This window comes from Methylobacterium sp. C33D (genome assembly GCF_053345825.1).
The window spans coordinates 76957-96058 of sequence record NZ_JBKFAV010000001.1 but is presented as its reverse complement, the minus strand read 5'-3'; the positions used below and the strand labels follow the sequence as shown (position 1 = coordinate 96058).

Genomic DNA, 19102 nt, shown 5'->3' with positions numbered 1-19102 from the left:
GCCTCGCGCGGGTCTGCCCGGCCGCCCTGCAAGGGCCGCGTTTGTGCCCTCGCCGCTCCCGCGCTAAGGCAGCCGCGCCATGTCGCACAATACCTTTGGCCACCTGTTCCGCGTCACGACCTTCGGCGAGAGCCACGGGATCGCGCTCGGCTGCGTCGTCGACGGCTGCCCGCCCGGCCTGCCCTTGGAGGCCGAGGAGATTCAGGCGGAGCTGGATCGCCGGAAGCCCGGCCAGTCGCGCTTCACCACGCAGCGCCGCGAACCCGATCAGGTCAAGATCCTGTCCGGCGTCTTCGCCGACGACCGCACCGGCGGCCGCCAGCTCACCACCGGCACGCCGATCGCGCTGATGATCGAGAACACGGATCAGCGCTCGAAGGACTACTCGGAGATCCGCGACAGCTACCGCCCCGGCCACGCCGACTACACCTACGACGTGAAGTACGGTATCCGGGACTATCGCGGTGGCGGCCGATCCTCGGCGCGTGAGACCGCCGCGCGGGTCGCGGCCGGCGCGGTGGCGCGCAAGGTCATCCCGGGCGTAACCATCCGGGCGGCCCTCGTGCAGATGGGTCCGCACGCCATTGACCGGTCCCGCTGGGACTGGGACGCGGTCGGCAGCAACCCGTTCTTCTGCCCCGATGCCGAGACGGCGTCCTTCTACGAGACCTATCTCGACGGGCTCCGGAAGGACGGCTCGTCGGTCGGCGCCGTGATCGAGGTGGTGGCCGAGGGCGTGCCGCCCGGCCTCGGCGCGCCGGTCTACGGCAAGCTGGACGCGGACCTCGCCGCCGCGATGATGTCGATCAACGCCGTGAAGGGCGTCGAGATCGGCGACGGGTTCGCGGCGGCGGCCCTGCGCGGCGAGGACAACGCGGACGAGATGCGGGCCGGCAATGGCGGCCGGCCGCGCTTCCTGGCGAACCACGCGGGCGGCATCCTGGGCGGCATCTCCAACGGGGAGCCGGTCGTGGTGCGCTTCGCCGTGAAGCCGACCTCCTCGATCCTGACCCCGCGCCGCTCCGTCACCCGCGACGGCAGCGAGGTCGATCTCGTCACCAAGGGCCGGCACGATCCCTGTGTCGGCATCCGCGCCGTACCGGTCGCGGAGGCCATGATGGCCTGCGTGCTGGCCGATCACTATCTGCGCCATCGCGGGCAGGTCGGGCAGCAGCCCTGATCCTGGCCCTCGCCTCAACGACCTGAGAATGCCCGTGCCCCACTGCACCGTCACCGAGGCCATCGCGGCCTTCGCCCGCGGCGAGATCGTGGTCGTCACCGACGACGACGACCGCGAGAACGAGGGCGACCTCGTCGTCGCCGCCTCGCTCTGCACGCCGGAGAAGATGGCGTTCATCATCCGCAACACCTGCGGCATCGTCTGCGCGCCGATTACCCAGAGCGAGGCGCGGCGCCTGCACCTCGCCCCGATGGTCGCGTCGAACGACGCGCCGCTGGGCACGGCCTTCACGGTCACGGTCGACGTCAAGCACGGGCTGACGACCGGCATCTCGGCGGAGCAGCGCTGCAACACCGTGCGGGCGCTGGCCAACGGCAACATGGGCGCCGGCGATTTCGTACGGCCCGGCCACGTCTTCCCGCTGATCGCCCGCGACGGCGGTGTGCTCATGCGCTCGGGCCATACCGAGGCCGCGGTCGACCTGTGCCGCCTCGCCGAGCTGCCGCCCGTGGGCGTGATCTGCGAGCTCGCCAACGACGACGGCACCGTCATGAAGGGGCCCCAGATCGAGGCCTTCGCCGAGACGCACGGCCTCAAGCAGGTCTCGGTGGCCGACCTGATCGCCTATCGGCAGGCCCGCGATCGTCTGGTGGAGCGCGTCGGACATTTCCCGGTGCGCTCGAACCACGGCGACCTGAACGCTTACGTCTTCTCGACGCCCTTCGAGTCGATCCAGCAATTCGCGTTCGTGATGGGCGAGATCGGCGACGGCCGCGACGTGCTGGTGCGCCTGCACCGCTCCAACGTCGCGGCCGACGTGATCGGCGGCGGCGCGCAGATCGACGCCGTGCTGAAGCGCTTCGCGGCGGCCGGGCGCGGCGTTCTGGTCTATCTCCGTGACGGCACCGCGGGTGTCCCCGTCAAGAGCGTCACCGACGAGGGAACGGAGGCGCTCCGGGCGCGGCAGTGGCGCGAGGTCGGGCTCGGCGCCCAGATCCTGCGCGATCTCGGCGTGGTCTCCATCCGCAACCTCGCCACCTCGTCCCGCTCCTATGTCGGCCTCTCGGGCTTCGGTATCGAGCTCCTGGGTGACGAGCCCCTGGAGGCCTGAGACCCGGAAGGGAGCCCCGGTCAGGCGCGGCGCAGGACGGTCCAGACCGCTGCGCCGGCCATGATCGCCGCGGCGCCGCGGTTCAGCCTCGCGCGAAAGGCCGGCCGCCGGAGGGACTCGCGCGCCCGCGCCGCCAGCGCCGCGTAGGGCGTCATCACGGCGAAGAGGATCGCGGCCGTGATGACGACAAGGGTGACGCAATCCGCCGCCGTGACGCCGCGCAGATCCACGAGCGTTGGCAGGATCGCGAGGTAGAAGACGATCGTCTTCGGATTGCCCAAGGTGATGGTCAGCCCCGCGACGAAGCTCGTCAACGGCCGGTCCCGCGATTGACCCCCGACCCCGGCCGCCGCTCCGGCCGCGCGCCAGAGCCGGAACGCCAGGTAGGCAAGGTAAAGTGCCGCGCCGTAGCGGACGACGACGAAGACCGCCCCGAGCGCCTCCGCGATCAGCGACAGGCCGAAGATCGCGGCGGCGAGATAGGTCAGGTCGCCGAGGATCAGACCGAGCGAGAAGGCCATCGCGGCGCCGAAACCCGAGCCCAGAGCCCGGGCGACGAGGGCGACGACGCCGGGCCCGGGGATCGCCGCGGCGACCCCGAGGGCCAGCGCGTAGGTCAGGAAGCCCGCGAGCGTCATCGACCGAGGCCCGCGGTCGAGACGGAAATGCTCCGCAGTGACGGGCTCGGTCGGCTCCGTGGCGGCATGGCAGCGATCTCCTCCGAAGCGCCGAGTATCGCGTGCCGCCGCACGACCGCAACGCCGCCCCGTCAGCGGCCCATCAGCGCGTCGACATGGGCGGCCACCGACTTCCCAAGCCCCTCGAGGCTGTAGCCGCCTTCGAGGATCGAGACGACCCGGCCGCCCGCGCAGCGCTCGGCCAAGTCCATCAGGCGGCGAGTCGCCCAGCCGAAATCCTCGGCCTCCAGGCGCAGGTTGGCGAGCGGGTCCAGCCGATGCGCGTCGAAGCCGGCGGAGATCACGATCACGTCCGGCCGGAACGTCTCCAGGCGGGAGAGGATGCCGGTCTCGAACGCCTCGCGGAACACCTCGCCGTCGTCGTTCGGCCGCAACGGGACATTGACGATCGTGTCCTTCTCGCCCCGCTCGGACGGCGATCCGGTTCCGGGATAGAGCGGCATCTGGTGGGTCGAGCAGTAGAGCACCGAGGCGTCGTCCCAGAAGATGTCCTGACTGCCGTTGCCGTGGTGGACGTCCCAATCCACCAGGGCCACCCGCTCGGCGCCGTGCTTCTGCCGGGCGTGGCGGGCCGCGATGGCGGCGTGGTTGAACAGGCAGAAGCCCATCGCGCGGGTCCGCTCGGCGTGGTGGCCGGGGGGGCGCATGGCCACGAAGGCGTTGCGGCACTCGCCGCCGACGACGGCGTCGACGGCGTGCATCCCGCCGCCCACGGCCCGCAGCGTCGCCTCGAGGCTGCCCGCCGACAGGATCGTGTCGGAATCGATGCCGACCATGCCGTGCTCCGGCACCGCCGCCACCAGCGCGTCCACGTACTCGCGCGGGTGCGCGAGGGTGACGGCCTCGATCTCGCCGCGGGGCGCCGTGGCCCGCACGAGGCCGGCGAAGCGCTCGTCCTCCAGGGCCCGCTCGACCGCGCGCATCCGGGCCGGCCGCTCCGGATGCCCCTCGGGAACCTCGTGATCGAAGCTGGCGGGATGGCTCACGTAGAGGGTGGTCACGAGGGTCGCTCCCGGGATGCTCGCCTGTCGCGCAGCGGCAACAGGAGCCGGCAATGTGCCACGGGCCCAACGCGCGGACTACGGCGGGGTGCCGTTGCCCCCTTATGGTTGCGTGATTCTTCCACGGAACGGACCCGGATCAGCGATCCTCGCGCTCCGTCCGCGGCCGCGACGATCTTCGAGGCGGGGACATGCGCATCATCTCGGTACTCGGCTGCGCCCTGCTGCTGGCGGGCTGCACCTTCAAGGGCGTGCCCGATCCGGCGCTCTCGGCCCGCGACGCCGAGTACATGGCCCTGGTGCCCGAGGCCGAGTTCGATCCGCACTTCGCCCGCTACGAGATCGCCGACCCGACCCGGGAAGCGCCCGGCACGATCGTGGTCGAGACCAAGGAGCGCCAGCTCTACCTCGTCCTGCCGAACGGCCGGGCGATGCGCTACGGCGTGTCGGTGGGCGACGAGGCGTATGGCTGGACCGGCACCGCCCGGATCGACCGCAAGGCGGAGTGGCCGGCCTGGAACCCGCCGGCCGAGATGATCCGGCGCTGGCCGCACGTCCACGCCATGCAGGGCGGCCCGATGAATCCGCTCGGCGCCCGCGCCCTGTACCTGTCGGATCGCGGCCGGGACACGCTCTACCGGATCCACGGCACGAACGAGCCCGAGAAGATCGGCCAGGCGGTCTCCTCCGGCTGCATCCGGATGCGCAACATCGACGTGGTCGACCTCTACAACCGGGTGCCCGTCGGGGCGACGGTCATCGTCCGGTAACGCAACCGGTCAACGTCCCAATAAGCCTGCTTGCTCGGGGGGTGTTTACCTGAACTTCCGTTCAGATCTCGCCATTAACCTCTGGAAGGGGAGCGGTCCCGTAAGTTGAAGACACACAGGGACTAGAGCCGACCGCAACAAAGGTCGAGGAGGCAGGCGATCATGACCACCATTTCCGTTCAACAGTTCTGCAACCATGCTGTCTCGGCCGGCACGATCAGCGACGAGGATCTGCTCGTCCTGAAGCGCGAGGTCCTCCCGGACGGCCTTATGAACCGCGAGGAGGCCGACCTGCTGATCGCCCTCGAGCGGGCGGTGATCGGTTCCGACGCCTTCGCCGACTTCCTGGTCGCCTCGGTCGTCGACTTCGCGGTGTGGGGCTCGCGCCCGACCGGCTACATCGACCGCGACGTCGCCGCGTGGCTCGCCGCCTCGCTCAGCGGCCGCGACGGCCCGAGCGCCGTGGGTGCCCGGATCGCCATGGAAGTCGTCCGCGAGGCCGAGAGCAGCGCCGAATCACTGGTCGCCTTCGCCCTCGAGGCCAACCGTCGCGTCCGCGACACGGTCGAGGCCCCGCGCATGACCTTCGCCCTGGCCGCCTGAACCTCAGACCAAGGCGCAGCTTCCGTCCGCGACGCAACTGATCTATCGGGACAGTCAAGCCGGTGCGCAATCCGGCGATCTCGAAAGCAGTGCGCCAGCGATGTTCGACAAGATCCTGATTGCCAACCGGGGCGAGATCGCCTGCCGGGTGATCAAGACGGCCCGGAGGATGGGCATCAAGACCGTAGCGGTCTACTCGGATGCCGATCGCGACGCCGTGCACGTCGCCATGGCGGACGAGGCCGTGCATATCGGGCCCGCTGCCGCCTCCGAATCGTACCTCGTGATCGAGAAGATCGTCGAGGCCTGCAAGAGGACCGGCGCCCAGGCCGTCCATCCCGGCTACGGCTTCCTCTCCGAGCGCGAGGCCTTCCCGAAGGCGCTCGAGGCCGCCGGCATCGTGTTCATCGGCCCCAACCCGGGGGCCATCGCCGCCATGGGCGACAAGATCGAGTCGAAGAAGGCGGCGGCCGCCGCCGAGGTCTCGACTGTTCCGGGCTTCCTCGGCGTGATCGAATCACCCGAGCACGCCAGGAAGATCGCCGACGAGATCGGCTACCCGGTGATGATCAAGGCCTCCGCCGGCGGCGGCGGCAAGGGCATGCGCATCGCCTTCTCGGGCGACGAGGTGGCCGAGGGCTTCGCCCGCGCCAAGTCGGAGGCAGCCTCCTCCTTCGGCGACGACCGCGTCTTCATCGAGAAGTTCATCACCGACCCGCGCCACATCGAGATCCAGCTGATCGGCGACAAGCACGGCAACGTCGTCTACCTCGGCGAGCGCGAGTGCTCGATCCAGCGCCGTAACCAGAAAGTGATCGAGGAGGCGCCGTCGCCGCTCCTCGACAAGAAGACCCGCCGAAAGATGGGCGAGCAGGCCGTCGCGCTCGCCAAGGCGGTGAACTACGATTCGGCCGGCACGGTCGAGTTCGTCGCCGGGCAGGACAAGTCCTTCTACTTCCTGGAGATGAACACCCGTCTGCAGGTCGAGCATCCGGTCACCGAGATGATCACCGGACTCGACCTCGTCGAGCTGATGATCCGGGTCGCGGCCGGCGAGAAGCTGCCGATCACCCAGGACGACGTGAAGCTGAACGGCTGGGCGGTGGAGAGCCGCGTCTACGCCGAGGACCCGACCCGCAACTTCCTGCCCTCGATCGGCCGGCTGACCACCTACCGTCCGCCGGAGGAGGGCCAGCAGGGCACGGCGATCATCCGCAACGATACCGGCGTGGAGGAGGGCGGCGAGATCGCCATCCATTACGACCCGATGATCGCCAAACTGGTCTCCTGGGCGCCGACCCGGGCCGAGGCGATCGCCGCGCAGGGCGAGGCCCTCGACGCCTTCGCCATCGACGGCATCCGCCACAACATCCCGTTCCTCTCGGCGCTGATGGCCCATCCGCGCTGGCAGGAAGGCCGCTTGTCCACAGGCTTCATCGCCGAGGAATTCCCCGAGGGCTTCACGGCGCCGGAGCCTGCCGGCCCGGTGGCGATCCGCATGATGGCGGCGGCGGCGGCGATCGACCACAAGCTCAACCAGCGCAAGCGCGGCATCTCCGGGCAGATGCGCGCGCCCGGCCTGTTCGCTTTCGAGCGGGAGCGCGTGGTGATCCTGGCGGGGCACTCCTTCCCGGTGACGGTCGAGCCGGAGGGCGAGGACATCCTCGTGACCCGCGACGACGGCACGGCGCTCACCGTGGCCAGCGCGTGGCGGCCGGGCGAGCCGGTCTGGATCGGCACGATCGGCTCGGAGCGCGTGGCGATCCAGGTGCGCAGCCTGCTCAACGGCGTGTTCCTGCAGCACGCGGGCGCGGCCGCCGAGGCCAGGGTCTACACCCGCCGCGAGGCGGAACTCGCCGCCCTGATGCCGGTGAAGGAGCAGGCGGGCTCGGGCAAGCAGGTGCTCTGCCCGATGCCCGGCCTCGTGAAGCAGATCCTCGTCACCGAGGGCCAGGAGGTGAAGAACGGCGAGCCGATCGCGGTCGTCGAGGCGATGAAGATGGAGAACGTCCTCCGCGCCGAGCGCGACGCGACGGTGGGGAAGATCCACGCCAAGGAGGGCGACAGCCTCGCCGTCGACGCGGTGATCCTGGAATTCGCCTGATCGCGGGGCGCGCGTCGCGGTCGGAGCCGGGACTGCGGTTCACAACGAGCAGACCAAGCTGCTAGCGACGGCGCTGAACAACATCGCGGTCGCTTTCGCGGTGATCGGCTTCGTCACGCCGATCACCGCCATGAGCTTCGGGATCGCGAATGCTCCGGTCCTACGGCCGGCGACCGCCTTCTTCGCGGCGATCTGGCTTTGCGCGGCGATGGGCTTACATTGGATCGGGAGGCGCGTGCTTCGGAGCATCAGACCATGAGTTCGGGCGAGATCTTCGTGACATTCGTGATCCCCGCCATCACGCTCGCGCTCGCCTATGCGGCGATGCGGGCGAACGAGTGGTCTGTGCAGCGGGACGAGCGCGAGTCGGGTCAATAAGTCCGAAGCTCGGCCGACGAATCGCGGCTGCATGCCCCTCTATTTCGCCTACGGCGCCAACATGGACGCCGCCGCGATGGCGCTGCGCTGCCCGGTTTCGCGGCTGATCAGCGGCGGACATCTGCCGAACCACCGCTTCATCATCATGCGCGAGGGTTACGCGTCCGTCGTGCCCGATCCCCGGCGCACCGTCTGGGGTGTGCTCTGGGAACTCGCGCCCGACGACATCCCGGCCCTCGACCGCTTCGAGGGCGTCGCCGGGGGCCTCTACACCAAGGCGGCGCTGCCGGTCCGCACCGGGGAGGGGGTCAAGCGTGCCCTGATCTATCGCGGATGCTCGACCGCGCCCGGCCGTCCGAGGCCGGGATACCTGGAGGCGGTCGTCGCGGCGGCGCACGCGGCGCAGCTGCCGCCCGTCTACATCCGGGAACTCGGCACCTGGGCGCGCGGGCTGCCCGCCTGAACGCCGCGCAGTTGGTACGCGACATGCTTGTCCACGATCGAGCTGGAGGGCGAGCGGCAGCACCGCGCCCGTCCGGCCATCCGCGATTGCGCGGCGCGCCCGTCGGTCAACGACGATCGGCGTGCGCCCGCGAGGGAGAGTTGTGCATGTCGTATCTGGCGCCCGCCGATTTCGTGAAGAAGGCCGTCGATGCCGGTGAGGCGAAGGTCTTCATGGCTACCAAGGACACGTTCATCCGGGCCTACATGGCCGGCGCGATCCTGGCGCTCGCCGCCGCCTTCGCGGTGACCATCAACCAGACGACCGGACAGCCCCTGGTCGCGGCGCTGCTGTTCCCGGTCGGCTTCTCGATGCTGTACCTGCTCGGCTACGACCTGTTCACCGGCGTCTGCGTGCTCACCCCGCTCGCCCTCATCGACAAGCGCCCCGGCGTCACCGTGGCCGGCGTCGCCCGCAACTGGGTGCTGGTCTTCTTCGGCAACTTCGCGGGCGCCCTGACCACCGCGGTGATGATGTCGATCGTCTTCACCTTCGGCTTCGCCACCGAACCGAACGCGGTCGGCAAGCTCATCGCCGGCATCGGCGAGGCCCGCACCCTGGGCTACGAGAAGTACGGAGCCTCCGGCATGCTGACGCTCTTCGTGCGCGCCATGCTGTGCAACTGGATGGTCTCGACCGGCGTCATCGGCGCCATGCTGTCGACCTCGGTTCCCGGCAAGGTCATCGCCATGTGGATGCCGATCACGGTGTTCTTCTTCATGACCTTCGAACACTCGGTGGTGAACATGTTCCTGTTCCCGTCGGCGATCCTCATGGGCGGCCACCTGACGGTCATGGACTACCTGCTCTGGAACGAGATCCCGACGCTGATCGGGAACATCGTGGGCGGCATCGCCTTCACCGGCCTGATGCTCTACTCCACCCATGTCCGCACGGGCGCGACGCGGAGCCAAGCCCTGGGTTCCGGCGTCCGTCGCCCGATCGCGGCCGAGTAACACACCTCCGGCCCGCGCCACCCGGGGCGGGCCCCGTCAGACGAGACCGCGCCCGCATGAGTGAGACCCGGACGATCTCCGTCATCGTCACCGGTCGCGTGCAGGGCGTGTCATACCGGGCCTGGACGCAGTTTGAGGCCCGCGCCCGCGGCCTCTCCGGCTCCGTGCGCAACCGTGACGACGGCTCGGTCGAGGCGGTCTTCAGCGGCCCGCCGGAGGCCGTGGCGGAGATGGAGGCCCTGTGCCGGTCGGGCCCGCCCGGCGCGCGCGTGGACGACGTGGCCGCGCGGGACGGCGGCGACGTGCCGACCGCCGGCGCGTTCCGGATCCTGCACGACTGAATCCGGCGACGCGGGTTCAGCGCGCGCCCGCGGGCTGATATGGCGGACCGCCCCCTCGCGTATCCGCCATCCGGAGACCATGACCGACCTGTCCGCCGGCAGCGCCGCCTTCTCGCACCTCGATCTCGCGGCGCTGCTCTACTTCATCCTCGCGTGGATCGCCTACGGCCTGTCGGTGGGCCGGCTGCGCGGCAGGATGGTCTCCCTCAGCCAGATCATGAACGGGCACCGGGCCAACTGGGCGCGCCAGGTCATCGGCCGCGACAACCGGGTGGTCGACACGCAGATCAACGCCTCGCTGCAGAACGGCACGGCCTTCTTCGCCTCGACCTCGCTCATCGCCCTGGGCTCGGTCCTCACCCTGTCGCGCTCAGGGGACGACGTCCTGAACCTATTCGCCACGCTGCCATTCGGGACGGTGGCCAACCGCCTGACCTGGGAACTGAAGGTTGCCGGGCTCGCGCTGATCTTCGTCTACGCCTTCTTCAAATTCGCCTGGGCCTACAGGCTTTTCAATTACACGGCGATCCTGCTCGGCGCGGTCCCGCACAAGGGTTCCGGCACGAGCGAGGTCGAGATGCTGCGGGCGGTGCGGCGGCTCGCGGCCATGAACGTCAGCGCCGGCCGTCACTTCGCCCGCGGACAGCGCGCGTTCTTCTTTGCGCTCGCCTATCTCGGCTGGTTCATCAGTCCCTACGTGCTGTTCGTCTCGACGACCGCGGTCGTGATCATCATGTGGCGTCGCCAATTCGCCTCAGAGATCCGCAAGGCGCTCCTGGAGGCCGGGGAGGGGCCCCACGAGGGACCGCTCGATGCCCCACTCCTGTCGCCCGCCGAGGAGGCCCGCACATGACCGACCCACGCCCCGACGACGCCGCGATCGAGGCGACGATGCTGCACCTCGTGGCCGAGCGCGGTGCCGACAAGACCGTCTGCCCGTCGGAGGTCGCCCGGGCCCTCGGCGGCCCGCACCCGGACGGCTGGGGCCCGCTGATGCAGCCCGTGCGACGGGTCGCGGTGCGGCTCGCCCAGGCGGGGCGGATCGCGATCCTGCGGAAGGGGAAGCCCGTGGATCCTGACGATTTCCGCGGCATCTACCGCCTGTCGCTGCCGGCCTCCGGCGCGGGCTCGGCGCCCGCGGGATCCGGGCCCGGCAGCCAGTCCGGCGTGTAGCCGGACAGCCGATAGGCGAGGAGGCCGATCCACTCCTTCACGGCCAGGTCGAACTGGAGCAGCCCGTCCGACGCGAAACCGTGGAAATGGGCGACGTCGCTCCAGCCGCGGGTCCGGTAATCCACCGGGAAGGCATCCACCGTGAAGCCGGCCTGGCGGAAGCAGCCGACCGCCCGGGGCATGTGCCAGGCCGACGTCACGAGCAGCCAGCGCTCGCCGGGCTTCGGATGGACCAGGGCCGCCGAGAAGGCGGCGTTCTCGTGCGTGTTGCGGGAGCGATTCTCCAGGATCAGGCGCGTCCGCGGAACGCCGATCACGTCCGCCTGCCGGCTCACGATGTCGGCTTCGGCCATGCCGCCCGCGATGAAGCCGCTGCCGCCGGAGAAGACCAGTCGCGCCGCCGGGAAGCGCCGGGCGAGGTCGCCGAGATAGATCGGCCGTTCCCCGGCATCGTTGACGACGATCTGACGCCGCGCCTCCGAGAGGCCCGCCTCGATGCCGCCGCCCAGCACGATGATCCCGGTCGGGGCCGGGCCGTCATCCGGATAGGCCGGGAAGCGCTCCTCGAGGGGGATCAGGGCCACGTCCGAGAGGGGCGCCAGTCCGGCCGCACCGAGCAGGAGGGTGCCCAGCAGCGCCAGACCGAGACCGCTTCTCCGCCAGCGCGTCACCGCCGCGACGGCGATCCCGAGCAGGATCGCGAAGATGCAGAGATTCGACGGGGTGATCAGGAAGAAGATCACCTTCGAGGCGGGGAAGAACACGGGGCTCAGGCCGGCTTCGTCTCGGCCTCGAACCGGGCCAGCGCCGCGGCGTCCGGCGGAAGCAGGCTCGCGAGGTCGGCGCCGCGCTCGACCTCGCGCTGGATCCAGAGATCGAGGCGCTGCTGCTCCACGGCCTCGAGGGCGACGCGCTCGGCGAGCGCCGCCGGCACCGCGACGAGGCCGGTTGAATCGCCGACCAGGATATCGCCGGGATGGATGGCCGCACCGCCGCAGGCGACGCGCTCCTGCGTACCGACCAGGGCCAACGACCCGGTGGCCGCGGCCGGGCGGCACCAGGCGGGGAGCCCGACCCCGTCCGGAAGGGCCGCGTCGGTGATCAGGCCGACGGCGCCGCGCTGGGCAAGGCGCGCTGCCAGGATCGAACCGAAGGGCAGGGCGAGAGCGGACGCCGCCGCATCGATGACCACCACGGCGCCTTCGGGGACGGCCTCGATGGCCGCTGCGAGATCGCCCGCGGCATCGTCACGGGCCGGGATCATCCGGATCGTGTAGGCGGGCCCGACCACGGTCCCGCTGTCACGCGCCGAGAGACCGTGCGGGGTGCAGGCCTTGACCCCGGCCCGCGCCAGGGCGCGGGCGAGGCTCGCCGGGGTCACGGCGGAGAGCGCGTCGCGCAGGGTCGGATCGATCGCCATGGAGGGCTCCGTGAAAGGCCGGTCCCGGTCCGGGCGGCGCGGTCGGGGAAGGTGGATCGCGCGGGCGCGCCGGCAAGGCTCGGAGTGCCCGCGGGGCCGTCAGGCGACGGGCTCGCCGAGCGCCCGGGCGGCGCCCGCCCGGGCCGCGATCCGCTCGTACCAGCGATGCAGCGCCGGACGCTCGATCCGCTCGGCCGGGAGGTTCAGCCAGCGATGCGCCGCGCAGCCGAGGGCGATATCGGCGATGCTGAAGCTGTCGCCGACCGCGTAGGTCCGGTCCGCGAGGTGATGGTCCAGGATCTCCGCCATGGCCTCGCTCTTCTCGATCGAGGCAGCGATCAGGCCGCGGTCCGGTTCGGCCGCGCGGTAGAGCTGCCAGAACGCGTCGCGCATGGCCGGCGTGAAACTCGTGGCCTGCCAGTCGAGCCACTGCTCCACGTGGGCGCGCGCCCTCGGATCCGCCGGCAGGGCCAGGGCCGGGCTCACCGCGGCCAAGTAGCGGAGGATGGCGTTGGATTCCCAGAGGACGAAGCCGTCCTCCTCCAGGGTCGGGACGAGGCCGTTCGGGTTCATCGTGCGGTAGCCGGGATCGTTGACGACCCCGTGGGCGCCGCCGGCCTCGACCCGCTCGTACGGCAGGCGCGCCTCGTCGAGCCCCCACACCGCCTTCTGCACGTTCACCGAGGTGAGGCGGCCCCAAAGCCTGCGCATGGTCGAGGATTCTCCGTCACGACTTCGGCGGGTAGGGGTGGTCCTGCCCGCCCGGATCGGTCACGCGCACCCCGTCGGGGGTGTCGCGCAGGTAGCCCGGCCCGATCGGTACCTTGCCGTGACCGCCGGGAATGTCGAGCACGTAGGTCGGCTGGGCGAGACCGGAGAGGCGCCCGCGCAGGGCGCGCATCAGCGCCTGCCCCTCGCCCATCTCCGTGCGCAGGTGGGCCGTCCCGGGGGCCAGGTCGCCGTGGTGGAGGTAGTAGGGCTTGATCCGGTTCTCGACGAGGATCCGCATCAGCGCCTCGAGGGTCGCGGCGGCGTCGTTGACGCCGCGCAGGAGCACCGACTGGCTGACCAGGGGGATGCCGGCATCGACCAGCCGCGCGCAGGCGGCGCTGGCGGCGGCGGTGAATTCTCGCGGATGGTTGGCGTGGACGGCGACGAACACGGCCCGCCCGAACCGCTTGAGCGCCTGGACGAGGGCGACGGAGACGAGATCGGGCTTCACGACGGGCACGCGCGTGTGGATTCGCATGACCCGGACATGCGGGATCGCTGCGAGGCGCTCCGCGATCGCGTTGAGGCGGCGCGGTGACAGCGCGAACGGGTCACCGCCGGTGAGCACCACCTCCCAGATCCGCGGATCCCGCGCGATGTAGGCGAGGGCGGTGTCGAGCTCGGCGTCGGTGAGCGTCCCGAGCCCGTCGGGCCCGACCATCTCCCGGCGGAAGCAGAAGCGGCAGTAGACGGGGCAGACGTGGAGCGGCTTCAGCAGCACCCGGTCCGGGTAGCGGTGCACGATCCCGGTCACCGGGGCGTGGGCGGCGTCGCCGATCGGGTCGGCGCGCTCCTCCGGCGTCGCGACGGCCTCCGCGGCTCGAGGCACGAACTGGCGGCCGATCGGATCCTCGGCATCCTGCGGGTCGATCAGCTCGGCCATGTCGGGCGTCACCGAGACCGCGTAGCGCGCGAGCACGGCGCCGAGGGCTTCGGCCTCCGCCCCGGAGATCAGGCCGGCGGAGACGAGGTCGTCCGCGCTCCGAAGAACCCGGTTCATGGCCGGGTCTCCGCCACGGGTGTCCAGATCACGTCCTCGACCCGGGTGGCCCCGCAGGCCAGCATCGCCAGGCGGTCGAAGCCCAGCGCGATCCCGGACGCCTCCGGCATGACGGCGAGCGCCGCGAGGAACTCGTCGTCGAGCGGGTAGCGCTCGCCGTAGACGCGCTGCTTCTCGGCCATCTCGGCCTCGAACCGGCGGCGCTGCTCTGCCGGGTCGGTCAGCTCGCCGAACGCGTTGGCCAGCTCGACGCCGCAAGCGTAGATCTCGAAGCGCTCGGCCACGCGCGGGTCGTGCGGCGCCGGCCGGGCCAGGGCAGCCTCGCTGATCGGGTACTCGCACAGGATGGTCGGTCGGCCGAGGCCGAGATGCGGCTCGATCCGCGCGACGAGGACGCGGGAGAACAGGTCGGCCCAGGTATCGTCCGGGGCGACCCGGAGGCCGGAGGCCGCGACCGCGGCAGCCAGGGCCCCGCGGTCCGTCTCGCCGCCCGGCGCGACGCTCGCCAGGACGTCGATCCCGGCGAACCGGTCGAAGGCCTCGGCCAGGGTCAGGCGCTCCGGCTCGGCGAAGGGGTCGGTCTCCCGGTCGCGGAAGCTGAAGCGGCGGGCGCCCGCGGTCTCGGCCGCGCCCGCGAGCAGGTCGGCGCAATCCGCCATCAGCGCCGTGTAGGGCGCCCCGGCCCGGTACCACTCGAGCATCGTGAATTCGGGATGGTGCAGCGGCCCGCGCTCACGGTTGCGGAACACCCGCGCGACGCTGAACAGTCGCGTCTCACCCGCGGCCAGGAGCTTCTTGCAGGCGAATTCCGGCGAGGTGTGCAGGTAGAGCGGCGTGCGGGCGCCGCTCGCGCCGACGGCCTGCGTGGCGAAGGCCGACAGATGCGCCTCGTTGCCGGGCGAGACCTGCAGGCAGGCGGCCTCGACCTCGACGAAGTCGCGGTCCGCGAACCACGCGCGGAACGCCGCGAGGATGCGGTTGCGCAGGAGCAGCGCCGGACGCCGGTCGGCGTGGCGACCGACCGACCACCAGGGGGAGCCCGAGCCGGTCACGACCGGCCTCCGCGCGGGATCCTGATGGGCCGGCTCGGACCGGGACGCGTCGCTTTCTGGAGCACTCTCATCCTCGGCCCTGACTGGCTCCGGACCGCGGGCACGCGCGGCGGCCGACGCCGGCTGCCATCGACGGCTCGTGCCCGCCCGCTGGCAACCGCGGCGCAGATGCGATAGTGGCGGGGTCCGAGATGCAGCGCCCGCGCTTGGCGCGTGCCGACCCCCATGTCAATGCAGGACGCAATTCCGTGAAGGTGATCGCCTCAACGCTCCGCAAGGGCAACGTCGTCGAGAAGGACGGCAAGCTCTACGTGATCCTGTTCGCCGAGAACATCCACCCCGGCAAGGGCACTCCGGTGACCCAGCTCGACATGCGCCGGATCACGGACGGCGTGAAGGTGTCCGAGCGCTACCGGACGACCGAGCAGGTCGAGCGCGCCTTCGTGGAGGATCGCGAGCACACCTTCCTCTACAGCGACGGCGAGGGGTTCCACTTCATGAACCCCGAGAACTACGAGCAGATCGCGGTGCCGCAGGACGTGGTCGGCGACGCCGCCCCGTATCTCCAGGAGGGCATGGCGGTGATGCTCTCGGTCCATAACGGCGTCCCGCTGACCATCGAGCTGCCCCAGCGCGTCACGCTCGAGGTCTCCGAGACCGAGCCGGTGCTGAAGGGCCAGACCGCGTCGTCGTCCTACAAGCCGGCGACCCTGTCGAACGGCGTGCGCACCACCGTGCCGCCCCACATCGCCGCCGGCACCCGCGTCGTCGTCATGACGGCCGACGGGTCCTACGTCGAGCGCGCCAAGGACTGATCCGGTCCGCGAGGCTGCCGGACCCTGGCGGTCCGGCGCCGGCCGTCAGCGCGCGGAGCGCGCGGCGGCCTCCAGGGCGGCGTAGCAGCCCTGCGAGATCGCCTGCGCGCGCAGGCGCTCCGTCCCGCTGAAGGGGCGGCCATCCTCCCGGAACAGGTCCTCCCGGAGCAGTGCCTCCGAGGTGCAGCGGGCCGCGATGCGACAGAGCGGCGGCTCGCCGCCGGTACGCGCGCAGATCGTCACGTAGTCGGCGCGGAACGCCCGCACTCCGGCGCGCGGATTGGCGCCGATCACCGTGACGAGACCGGTCAGCAGCGCGAGCAGCAGGGGCTGGTGGATCAGGTAGATCGCGAGGCTGTGGCGGCCCGCGAAGGTGGCGGTGCGGCCGAGCCGCGTCCGCGGCGCCCAGGCTCCCAGCCGCGAACGGGCAAGGCGCGGCAACGCCAGCCGACCCAGGACGATCCCGGCCAGCACCAGTCCGAACCACGGGAAGAGCGGCACGTAATCGTTCGTCCGCGGCATGACCGAGCCGAGGCCCAGGAAGAACAGGGCCGGCGCGTCGAGGACGGGCGCGTGCACGACGTGCGGCGCGGCGAGCACGGCCGCGGCCGCGAGGGCGGTGACCGGCACCGGCAGCAATAGGAACGGCAGTCCGAGCAGGCTCGAGACGGCGATGCAGTGGAGCACGCCGAAGAACACGAAGGCGTCCGGGAACATGACCCAGGTGCCGAGGGTCACGAGGAGCGCCGCCCCGCCGATCCGCGCGAGCCGCAGGAGGGTCGGCCGGAGCCGGACGCCGCGACCGTTCATCAGCACGAGGCCGACGCCGACCAGGACCAGGAAGCTGCCGGCGATCGTCTCGGCGACGTCCCGTCCCGCCGGCGTCAGCGCGTAGTTCTCGGCAGTCAGCCGCAGATGGCCGAGATCCCAGAGCGTATGATAGCTCGCCATCGCCAGCAGGGCCGCGGCACGGGCCGCGTCGATGACCGGCAGGCGGCGCTTCGGCGAGGCGGGTGCGACCGGCGGTGCGGCGACGGGGCGGTCGAGCGTGACATCAACGGACATGATGGTGCACCCAAACCATGTCGGGACCGGCCTTTCCATCGCGCGCTGCGCCGGACGCCTCGATCGGGCCTGACGCCGCTGCGCCAGCTCTCGGAAACGTGAACGCCGTCGGGACGCGCACGGGCGGACGGGGAGGGAGACTCGGGCTCAGGAAAACGCTCGGCCGCCCCGACGCTTAAACGCCAGTTTCGCCGGAGCCTGCGACCGATCGACTGTTGCGGCTCGGCCTCCTCCGGCCAAGATTGCAACTTGGCGGCACTGTTCTGCCGGCCAAATGGGCTTCCCGGATATCAGGACTTCGTTAATCTTGCCGGGAGAGCGCGCGGCGTGATTCGGTGTAGGTTGCTCGGCCATGTCTGACGAACGCGGATCCGGGCCGGAGAACCCCGAGCGGGGGATTGTCGCCCGAACCGGCGACACGGGTCAGCACGAGGATGAGGCGCTCGAGCTCGTCGAGGTGGCCGGCCGCATCAAGTGGTTCGACGTGTCCAAGGGCTTCGGGTTCATCGTGCCCGACGACGGCGCGCCCGACATCCTGCTCCACGTCACCTGCCTGCGGCGCGACGGCTATCAGGCCGCCAGCGAGGGCGCCCGGATCGTCGTGGAGGCCGTGGAGCGCCCCCGCGGCTGGCAGGCCTTCCGGGTCATCTCCCTCGATCAGGCGACGGCCGTGCACCCGTCCGAACTGCCGATGCCGCGCACGCACGTCACGGTGACACCGACCAGCGGCCTTGAGACCGCCGTTGTGAAGTGGTTCAACCGGCTCCGCGGGTTCGGTTTCCTGACCCGCGGCGACGGGACGCCGGACATCTTCGTGCACATGGAGACGCTGCGCCGCTACGGGATCGCCGAGCTGAAGCCCGGCGAGTCGGTCCTGGTCCGATACGGCGACGGCTCGAAGGGCGTGATGGCGGCGGAGGTGCGGCTGATCGACGGGGCGATGCCCGCGTCCCACTGACACCGCTCTCCGGACCGGCTTGGCGCGCCCTATCTTATTGCCCGACCTCAGAAAATCCGGCACCGGATTCCCATCGCGCGCAACGTCGTCTATCACCGGGCGGCGGGCCCGGGGTCCGCGCGCCATCCCACGAGAGGCATCAGCCTGTGAGATCTCTTTACCGCACGGCCCGCGCGGTCGCCATCGCCGGCCTCGCCCTGACCGCGATCGTCCCGGCCCCCGCCGCTGTGGCGCAGGCGGCCGCCCGCGCCTCTGCGGCCAAGTCGGAGCCGCTGACGATCGTCACGAAGGCCGGGCCGAAGCGCTTCGACGTCGAGGTGATGCGCGACGACGCCGCGCGGGCCCGCGGTCTGATGTTTCGCCGGCACATGGCGGCCGATCACGGCATGCTGTTCGACTTCGAGCAGGACCAGCCCGTTACCATGTGGATGAAGAACACCTACCTGCCGCTCGACATGGTGTTCATCCGTCCCGACGGGACGATCAGCCGGATCGCCGCCGATACGGAGCCGCTCTCGACAGCGATCATCCCGTCGGGCGGCCCGGTCGTGGCGGTGCTCGAGCTGAACGCCGGCACCGCGGCGAAGCTCGGCATCGCTCCCGGCGACCGGATCGAGCACGCCATGTTCAAGGCGCGCTGAGGTCCTGCCCGGGGATTCGCGAACGCACCGGGAACAAGCGGCTTGACCCCCGCCGTGTTCCGCGCCAATGTTCCGGCAATGTTCCGGCGCGCCGGAAGGCAGGTTCAGGGCGGAGGACCCGATGGGCAACGCGGCTGAAGTCGAGCTGTTCGGCAACGACGACTGGTCGGTGCAGGCGGACGGGATCGAGCACCGCCAGACCGGTTACTTCATCGCCCGCACCGCGCTGGCGATGCGCCGGGCCGAGGGGCTCTGGGACTGGCCGCTGCAGATGGCCGAGAAGCGCTGGTGCCGGCCGAGTCTGTTCCGCGAGGCATTCCTCGCCGCGCTCGACCGGTTCGGCATCCCGCGGGACGCCGACCTGATCCGCTCCTTCGCGCTGGGTTACGGAATCCGCGCCGTGATCTCGCCGGCCGCCGAGAGCTTCGTCAGCCTGGGCGACATGCTGAAGCCGCGCGAGATCGCCGAGCCAGCGCGCGCGCCCTTCCCGCGGCCGGTCCGAGCTCTGGCGGCTGCGGGGGCCTGAGGACCAGACGACGGCGGGCGATTTGACCGGGGCCGGC

24 protein-coding genes are annotated in these 19102 nt (G+C 70.9%); 15 read left to right on the top strand and 9 right to left on the bottom strand.

The window, feature by feature from the left end; all coding sequences use genetic code 11:
- Positions 1-79 precede the first annotated feature (79 nt).
- Both aroC and ribB read left to right on the top strand, forming a co-directional pair.
- A complete protein-coding gene (gene aroC / locus ACLBXO_RS00560; RefSeq protein ID WP_331318044.1) occupies positions 80-1180 on the top strand; it encodes a chorismate synthase in 1101 nt (366 codons plus the stop codon).
- Between the two features lie 34 nt (positions 1181-1214).
- Positions 1215-2291, top strand: coding sequence for a 3,4-dihydroxy-2-butanone-4-phosphate synthase (gene ribB / locus ACLBXO_RS00555; protein WP_331318652.1), 1077 nt, complete (start codon positions 1215-1217; stop codon positions 2289-2291).
- Between the two features lie 20 nt (positions 2292-2311).
- Here ribB and ACLBXO_RS00550 read toward each other — a convergent pair whose 3' ends face one another.
- A complete protein-coding gene (locus ACLBXO_RS00550) occupies positions 2312-2929 on the bottom strand; it encodes a LysE family translocator (RefSeq protein WP_331318045.1) in 618 nt (205 codons plus the stop codon).
- A 131-nt stretch (positions 2930-3060) separates the two neighbouring features.
- Positions 3061-3990 (bottom strand): histone deacetylase family protein, encoded by a 930-nt coding sequence (locus ACLBXO_RS00545; RefSeq protein WP_447684147.1) that lies wholly within the window; start codon positions 3988-3990, stop codon positions 3061-3063.
- A 191-nt stretch (positions 3991-4181) separates the two neighbouring features.
- Between ACLBXO_RS00545 and ACLBXO_RS00540 the strand changes: the two genes are divergently transcribed.
- The 3 genes from ACLBXO_RS00540 to ACLBXO_RS00530 all read left to right on the top strand — a co-directional run bounded on the left by ACLBXO_RS00540 (position 4182) and on the right by ACLBXO_RS00530 (position 7467).
- Positions 4182-4760 carry a L,D-transpeptidase gene (locus tag ACLBXO_RS00540; RefSeq protein ID WP_029357405.1) on the top strand — a complete coding sequence of 193 codons (579 nt, stop codon included), beginning with the start codon at positions 4182-4184 and terminating at the stop codon, positions 4758-4760.
- Positions 4761-4922: 162 nt separating this feature from the next.
- Complete coding sequence (locus tag ACLBXO_RS00535) at positions 4923-5363, top strand: hypothetical protein (protein ID WP_331318049.1); 441 nt, start codon at positions 4923-4925, stop codon at positions 5361-5363.
- 100 nt (positions 5364-5463) lie between these two features.
- Positions 5464-7467, top strand: coding sequence for an acetyl/propionyl/methylcrotonyl-CoA carboxylase subunit alpha (locus tag ACLBXO_RS00530; protein WP_331318050.1), 2004 nt, complete (start codon positions 5464-5466; stop codon positions 7465-7467).
- 39 nt (positions 7468-7506) lie between these two features.
- On the opposite strand, the gene ACLBXO_RS00525 is transcribed toward ACLBXO_RS00530, so the two are convergent.
- Complete coding sequence (locus ACLBXO_RS00525; protein ID WP_447684146.1) at positions 7507-7716, bottom strand: hypothetical protein; 210 nt, start codon at positions 7714-7716, stop codon at positions 7507-7509.
- Positions 7717-7722: 6 nt separating this feature from the next.
- On the opposite strand from ACLBXO_RS00525, the gene ACLBXO_RS00520 reads away from it, so the two are divergent.
- The 6 genes from ACLBXO_RS00520 (at position 7723) to ACLBXO_RS00495 (ending at position 10817) form a co-directional block, all read left to right on the top strand.
- Complete coding sequence (locus ACLBXO_RS00520; protein ID WP_331299137.1) at positions 7723-7845, top strand: hypothetical protein; 123 nt, start codon at positions 7723-7725, stop codon at positions 7843-7845.
- Positions 7846-7876: 31 nt separating this feature from the next.
- Positions 7877-8308: a gamma-glutamylcyclotransferase family protein gene (locus ACLBXO_RS00515; protein WP_447684145.1), complete on the top strand. Its 432-nt coding sequence runs from the start codon at positions 7877-7879 to the stop codon at positions 8306-8308.
- A 146-nt stretch (positions 8309-8454) separates the two neighbouring features.
- On the top strand, positions 8455-9303 hold the full coding sequence (locus ACLBXO_RS00510) for a formate/nitrite transporter family protein (protein ID WP_331318054.1): 849 nt from the start codon (positions 8455-8457) through the stop codon (positions 9301-9303).
- A gap of 56 nt (positions 9304-9359) precedes the next feature.
- Positions 9360-9644, top strand: coding sequence for an acylphosphatase (locus ACLBXO_RS00505; protein ID WP_331318055.1), 285 nt, complete (start codon positions 9360-9362; stop codon positions 9642-9644).
- Between the two features lie 79 nt (positions 9645-9723).
- Positions 9724-10497 (top strand): DUF599 domain-containing protein, encoded by a 774-nt coding sequence (locus tag ACLBXO_RS00500; protein WP_331318056.1) that lies wholly within the window; start codon positions 9724-9726, stop codon positions 10495-10497.
- Positions 10494-10817: a DUF3253 domain-containing protein gene (locus ACLBXO_RS00495; protein WP_447684144.1), complete on the top strand. Its 324-nt coding sequence runs from the start codon at positions 10494-10496 to the stop codon at positions 10815-10817. The genes ACLBXO_RS00500 and ACLBXO_RS00495 overlap by 4 nt, the downstream gene beginning before the upstream one ends.
- Here the strand turns inward: ACLBXO_RS00495 and ACLBXO_RS00490 are convergent.
- The 5 genes from ACLBXO_RS00490 to epmA form a co-directional block, all read right to left on the bottom strand.
- Positions 10739-11581 (bottom strand): YdcF family protein, encoded by an 843-nt coding sequence (locus ACLBXO_RS00490; RefSeq protein WP_447684143.1) that lies wholly within the window; start codon positions 11579-11581, stop codon positions 10739-10741. The two genes, ACLBXO_RS00495 and ACLBXO_RS00490, sit on opposite strands and share 79 nt — an antisense overlap.
- 5 nt (positions 11582-11586) lie before the next feature.
- The gene (locus ACLBXO_RS00485) at positions 11587-12237 is read right to left on the bottom strand and encodes an RraA family protein (protein ID WP_331318060.1); all 651 of its coding nucleotides are present in this window, start codon (positions 12235-12237) and stop codon (positions 11587-11589) included.
- Positions 12238-12336: 99 nt separating this feature from the next.
- Positions 12337-12948, bottom strand: a complete 612-nt coding sequence (locus tag ACLBXO_RS00480) for a glutathione S-transferase family protein (protein WP_447684142.1) — start codon at positions 12946-12948, stop codon at positions 12337-12339.
- Between the two features lie 16 nt (positions 12949-12964).
- The gene (locus ACLBXO_RS00475; RefSeq protein WP_331318063.1) at positions 12965-14008 is read right to left on the bottom strand and encodes a lysine-2,3-aminomutase-like protein; all 1044 of its coding nucleotides are present in this window, start codon (positions 14006-14008) and stop codon (positions 12965-12967) included.
- Positions 14005-15060, bottom strand: a complete 1056-nt coding sequence (gene epmA, locus ACLBXO_RS00470) for an EF-P lysine aminoacylase EpmA (RefSeq protein ID WP_447684141.1) — start codon at positions 15058-15060, stop codon at positions 14005-14007. Before epmA ends, ACLBXO_RS00475 begins: the two co-directional genes overlap by 4 nt.
- Positions 15061-15251: 191 nt before the next feature.
- Here epmA and efp point away from each other — a divergent pair, with 191 nt between their 5' ends.
- Entirely contained in the window at positions 15252-15875 is a 624-nt protein-coding gene (efp, locus tag ACLBXO_RS00465) for an elongation factor P (RefSeq protein WP_331318654.1), read from the top strand.
- A gap of 45 nt (positions 15876-15920) precedes the next feature.
- Here the strand turns inward: efp and ACLBXO_RS00460 are convergent, their stop codons facing one another.
- Entirely contained in the window at positions 15921-16940 is a 1020-nt protein-coding gene (locus ACLBXO_RS00460; protein ID WP_447684140.1) for a heparan-alpha-glucosaminide N-acetyltransferase, read from the bottom strand.
- Between the two features lie 352 nt (positions 16941-17292).
- On the opposite strand from ACLBXO_RS00460, the gene ACLBXO_RS00455 reads away from it, so the two are divergent.
- The 3 genes from ACLBXO_RS00455 to ACLBXO_RS00445 all read left to right on the top strand — a co-directional run bounded on the left by ACLBXO_RS00455 (position 17293) and on the right by ACLBXO_RS00445 (position 19065).
- On the top strand, positions 17293-17898 hold the full coding sequence (locus ACLBXO_RS00455) for a cold-shock protein (RefSeq protein WP_331318068.1): 606 nt from the start codon (positions 17293-17295) through the stop codon (positions 17896-17898).
- Between the two features lie 146 nt (positions 17899-18044).
- Positions 18045-18539, top strand: coding sequence for a DUF192 domain-containing protein (locus ACLBXO_RS00450; RefSeq protein WP_447684139.1), 495 nt, complete (start codon positions 18045-18047; stop codon positions 18537-18539).
- 121 nt (positions 18540-18660) lie between these two features.
- Positions 18661-19065, top strand: a complete 405-nt coding sequence (locus ACLBXO_RS00445; RefSeq protein ID WP_331318070.1) for a hypothetical protein — start codon at positions 18661-18663, stop codon at positions 19063-19065.
- Positions 19066-19102: the final 37 nt, after the last annotated feature.

Coding starts and splice junctions, on each gene's coding strand:
- ACLBXO_RS00550 (WP_331318045.1), bottom strand. CDS start 2,929: ATGACGCTCGCGGGCTTCCTGACCTACGCGCTGGCCCTCGGGGTCGCC.
- ACLBXO_RS00445 (WP_331318070.1), top strand. CDS start 18,661: ATGGGCAACGCGGCTGAAGTCGAGCTGTTCGGCAACGACGACTGGTCG.
- ACLBXO_RS00510 (WP_331318054.1), top strand. CDS start 8,455: ATGTCGTATCTGGCGCCCGCCGATTTCGTGAAGAAGGCCGTCGATGCC.
- aroC (WP_331318044.1), top strand. CDS start 80: ATGTCGCACAATACCTTTGGCCACCTGTTCCGCGTCACGACCTTCGGC.
- ACLBXO_RS00460 (WP_447684140.1), bottom strand. CDS start 16,940: ATGTCCGTTGATGTCACGCTCGACCGCCCCGTCGCCGCACCGCCGGTC.
- ACLBXO_RS00495 (WP_447684144.1), top strand. CDS start 10,494: ATGACCGACCCACGCCCCGACGACGCCGCGATCGAGGCGACGATGCTG.
- ACLBXO_RS00515 (WP_447684145.1), top strand. CDS start 7,877: ATGCCCCTCTATTTCGCCTACGGCGCCAACATGGACGCCGCCGCGATG.
- ACLBXO_RS00505 (WP_331318055.1), top strand. CDS start 9,360: ATGAGTGAGACCCGGACGATCTCCGTCATCGTCACCGGTCGCGTGCAG.
- ACLBXO_RS00455 (WP_331318068.1), top strand. CDS start 17,293: ATGTCTGACGAACGCGGATCCGGGCCGGAGAACCCCGAGCGGGGGATT.
- ACLBXO_RS00475 (WP_331318063.1), bottom strand. CDS start 14,008: ATGAACCGGGTTCTTCGGAGCGCGGACGACCTCGTCTCCGCCGGCCTG.
- ACLBXO_RS00500 (WP_331318056.1), top strand. CDS start 9,724: ATGACCGACCTGTCCGCCGGCAGCGCCGCCTTCTCGCACCTCGATCTC.
- ACLBXO_RS00535 (WP_331318049.1), top strand. CDS start 4,923: ATGACCACCATTTCCGTTCAACAGTTCTGCAACCATGCTGTCTCGGCC.
- ACLBXO_RS00480 (WP_447684142.1), bottom strand. CDS start 12,948: ATGCGCAGGCTTTGGGGCCGCCTCACCTCGGTGAACGTGCAGAAGGCG.
- ACLBXO_RS00525 (WP_447684146.1), bottom strand. CDS start 7,716: ATGCTCCGAAGCACGCGCCTCCCGATCCAATGTAAGCCCATCGCCGCG.
- efp (WP_331318654.1), top strand. CDS start 15,252: ATGCAGCGCCCGCGCTTGGCGCGTGCCGACCCCCATGTCAATGCAGGA.
- ACLBXO_RS00530 (WP_331318050.1), top strand. CDS start 5,464: ATGTTCGACAAGATCCTGATTGCCAACCGGGGCGAGATCGCCTGCCGG.
- ACLBXO_RS00485 (WP_331318060.1), bottom strand. CDS start 12,237: ATGGCGATCGATCCGACCCTGCGCGACGCGCTCTCCGCCGTGACCCCG.
- ACLBXO_RS00540 (WP_029357405.1), top strand. CDS start 4,182: ATGCGCATCATCTCGGTACTCGGCTGCGCCCTGCTGCTGGCGGGCTGC.
- ACLBXO_RS00520 (WP_331299137.1), top strand. CDS start 7,723: ATGAGTTCGGGCGAGATCTTCGTGACATTCGTGATCCCCGCCATCACG.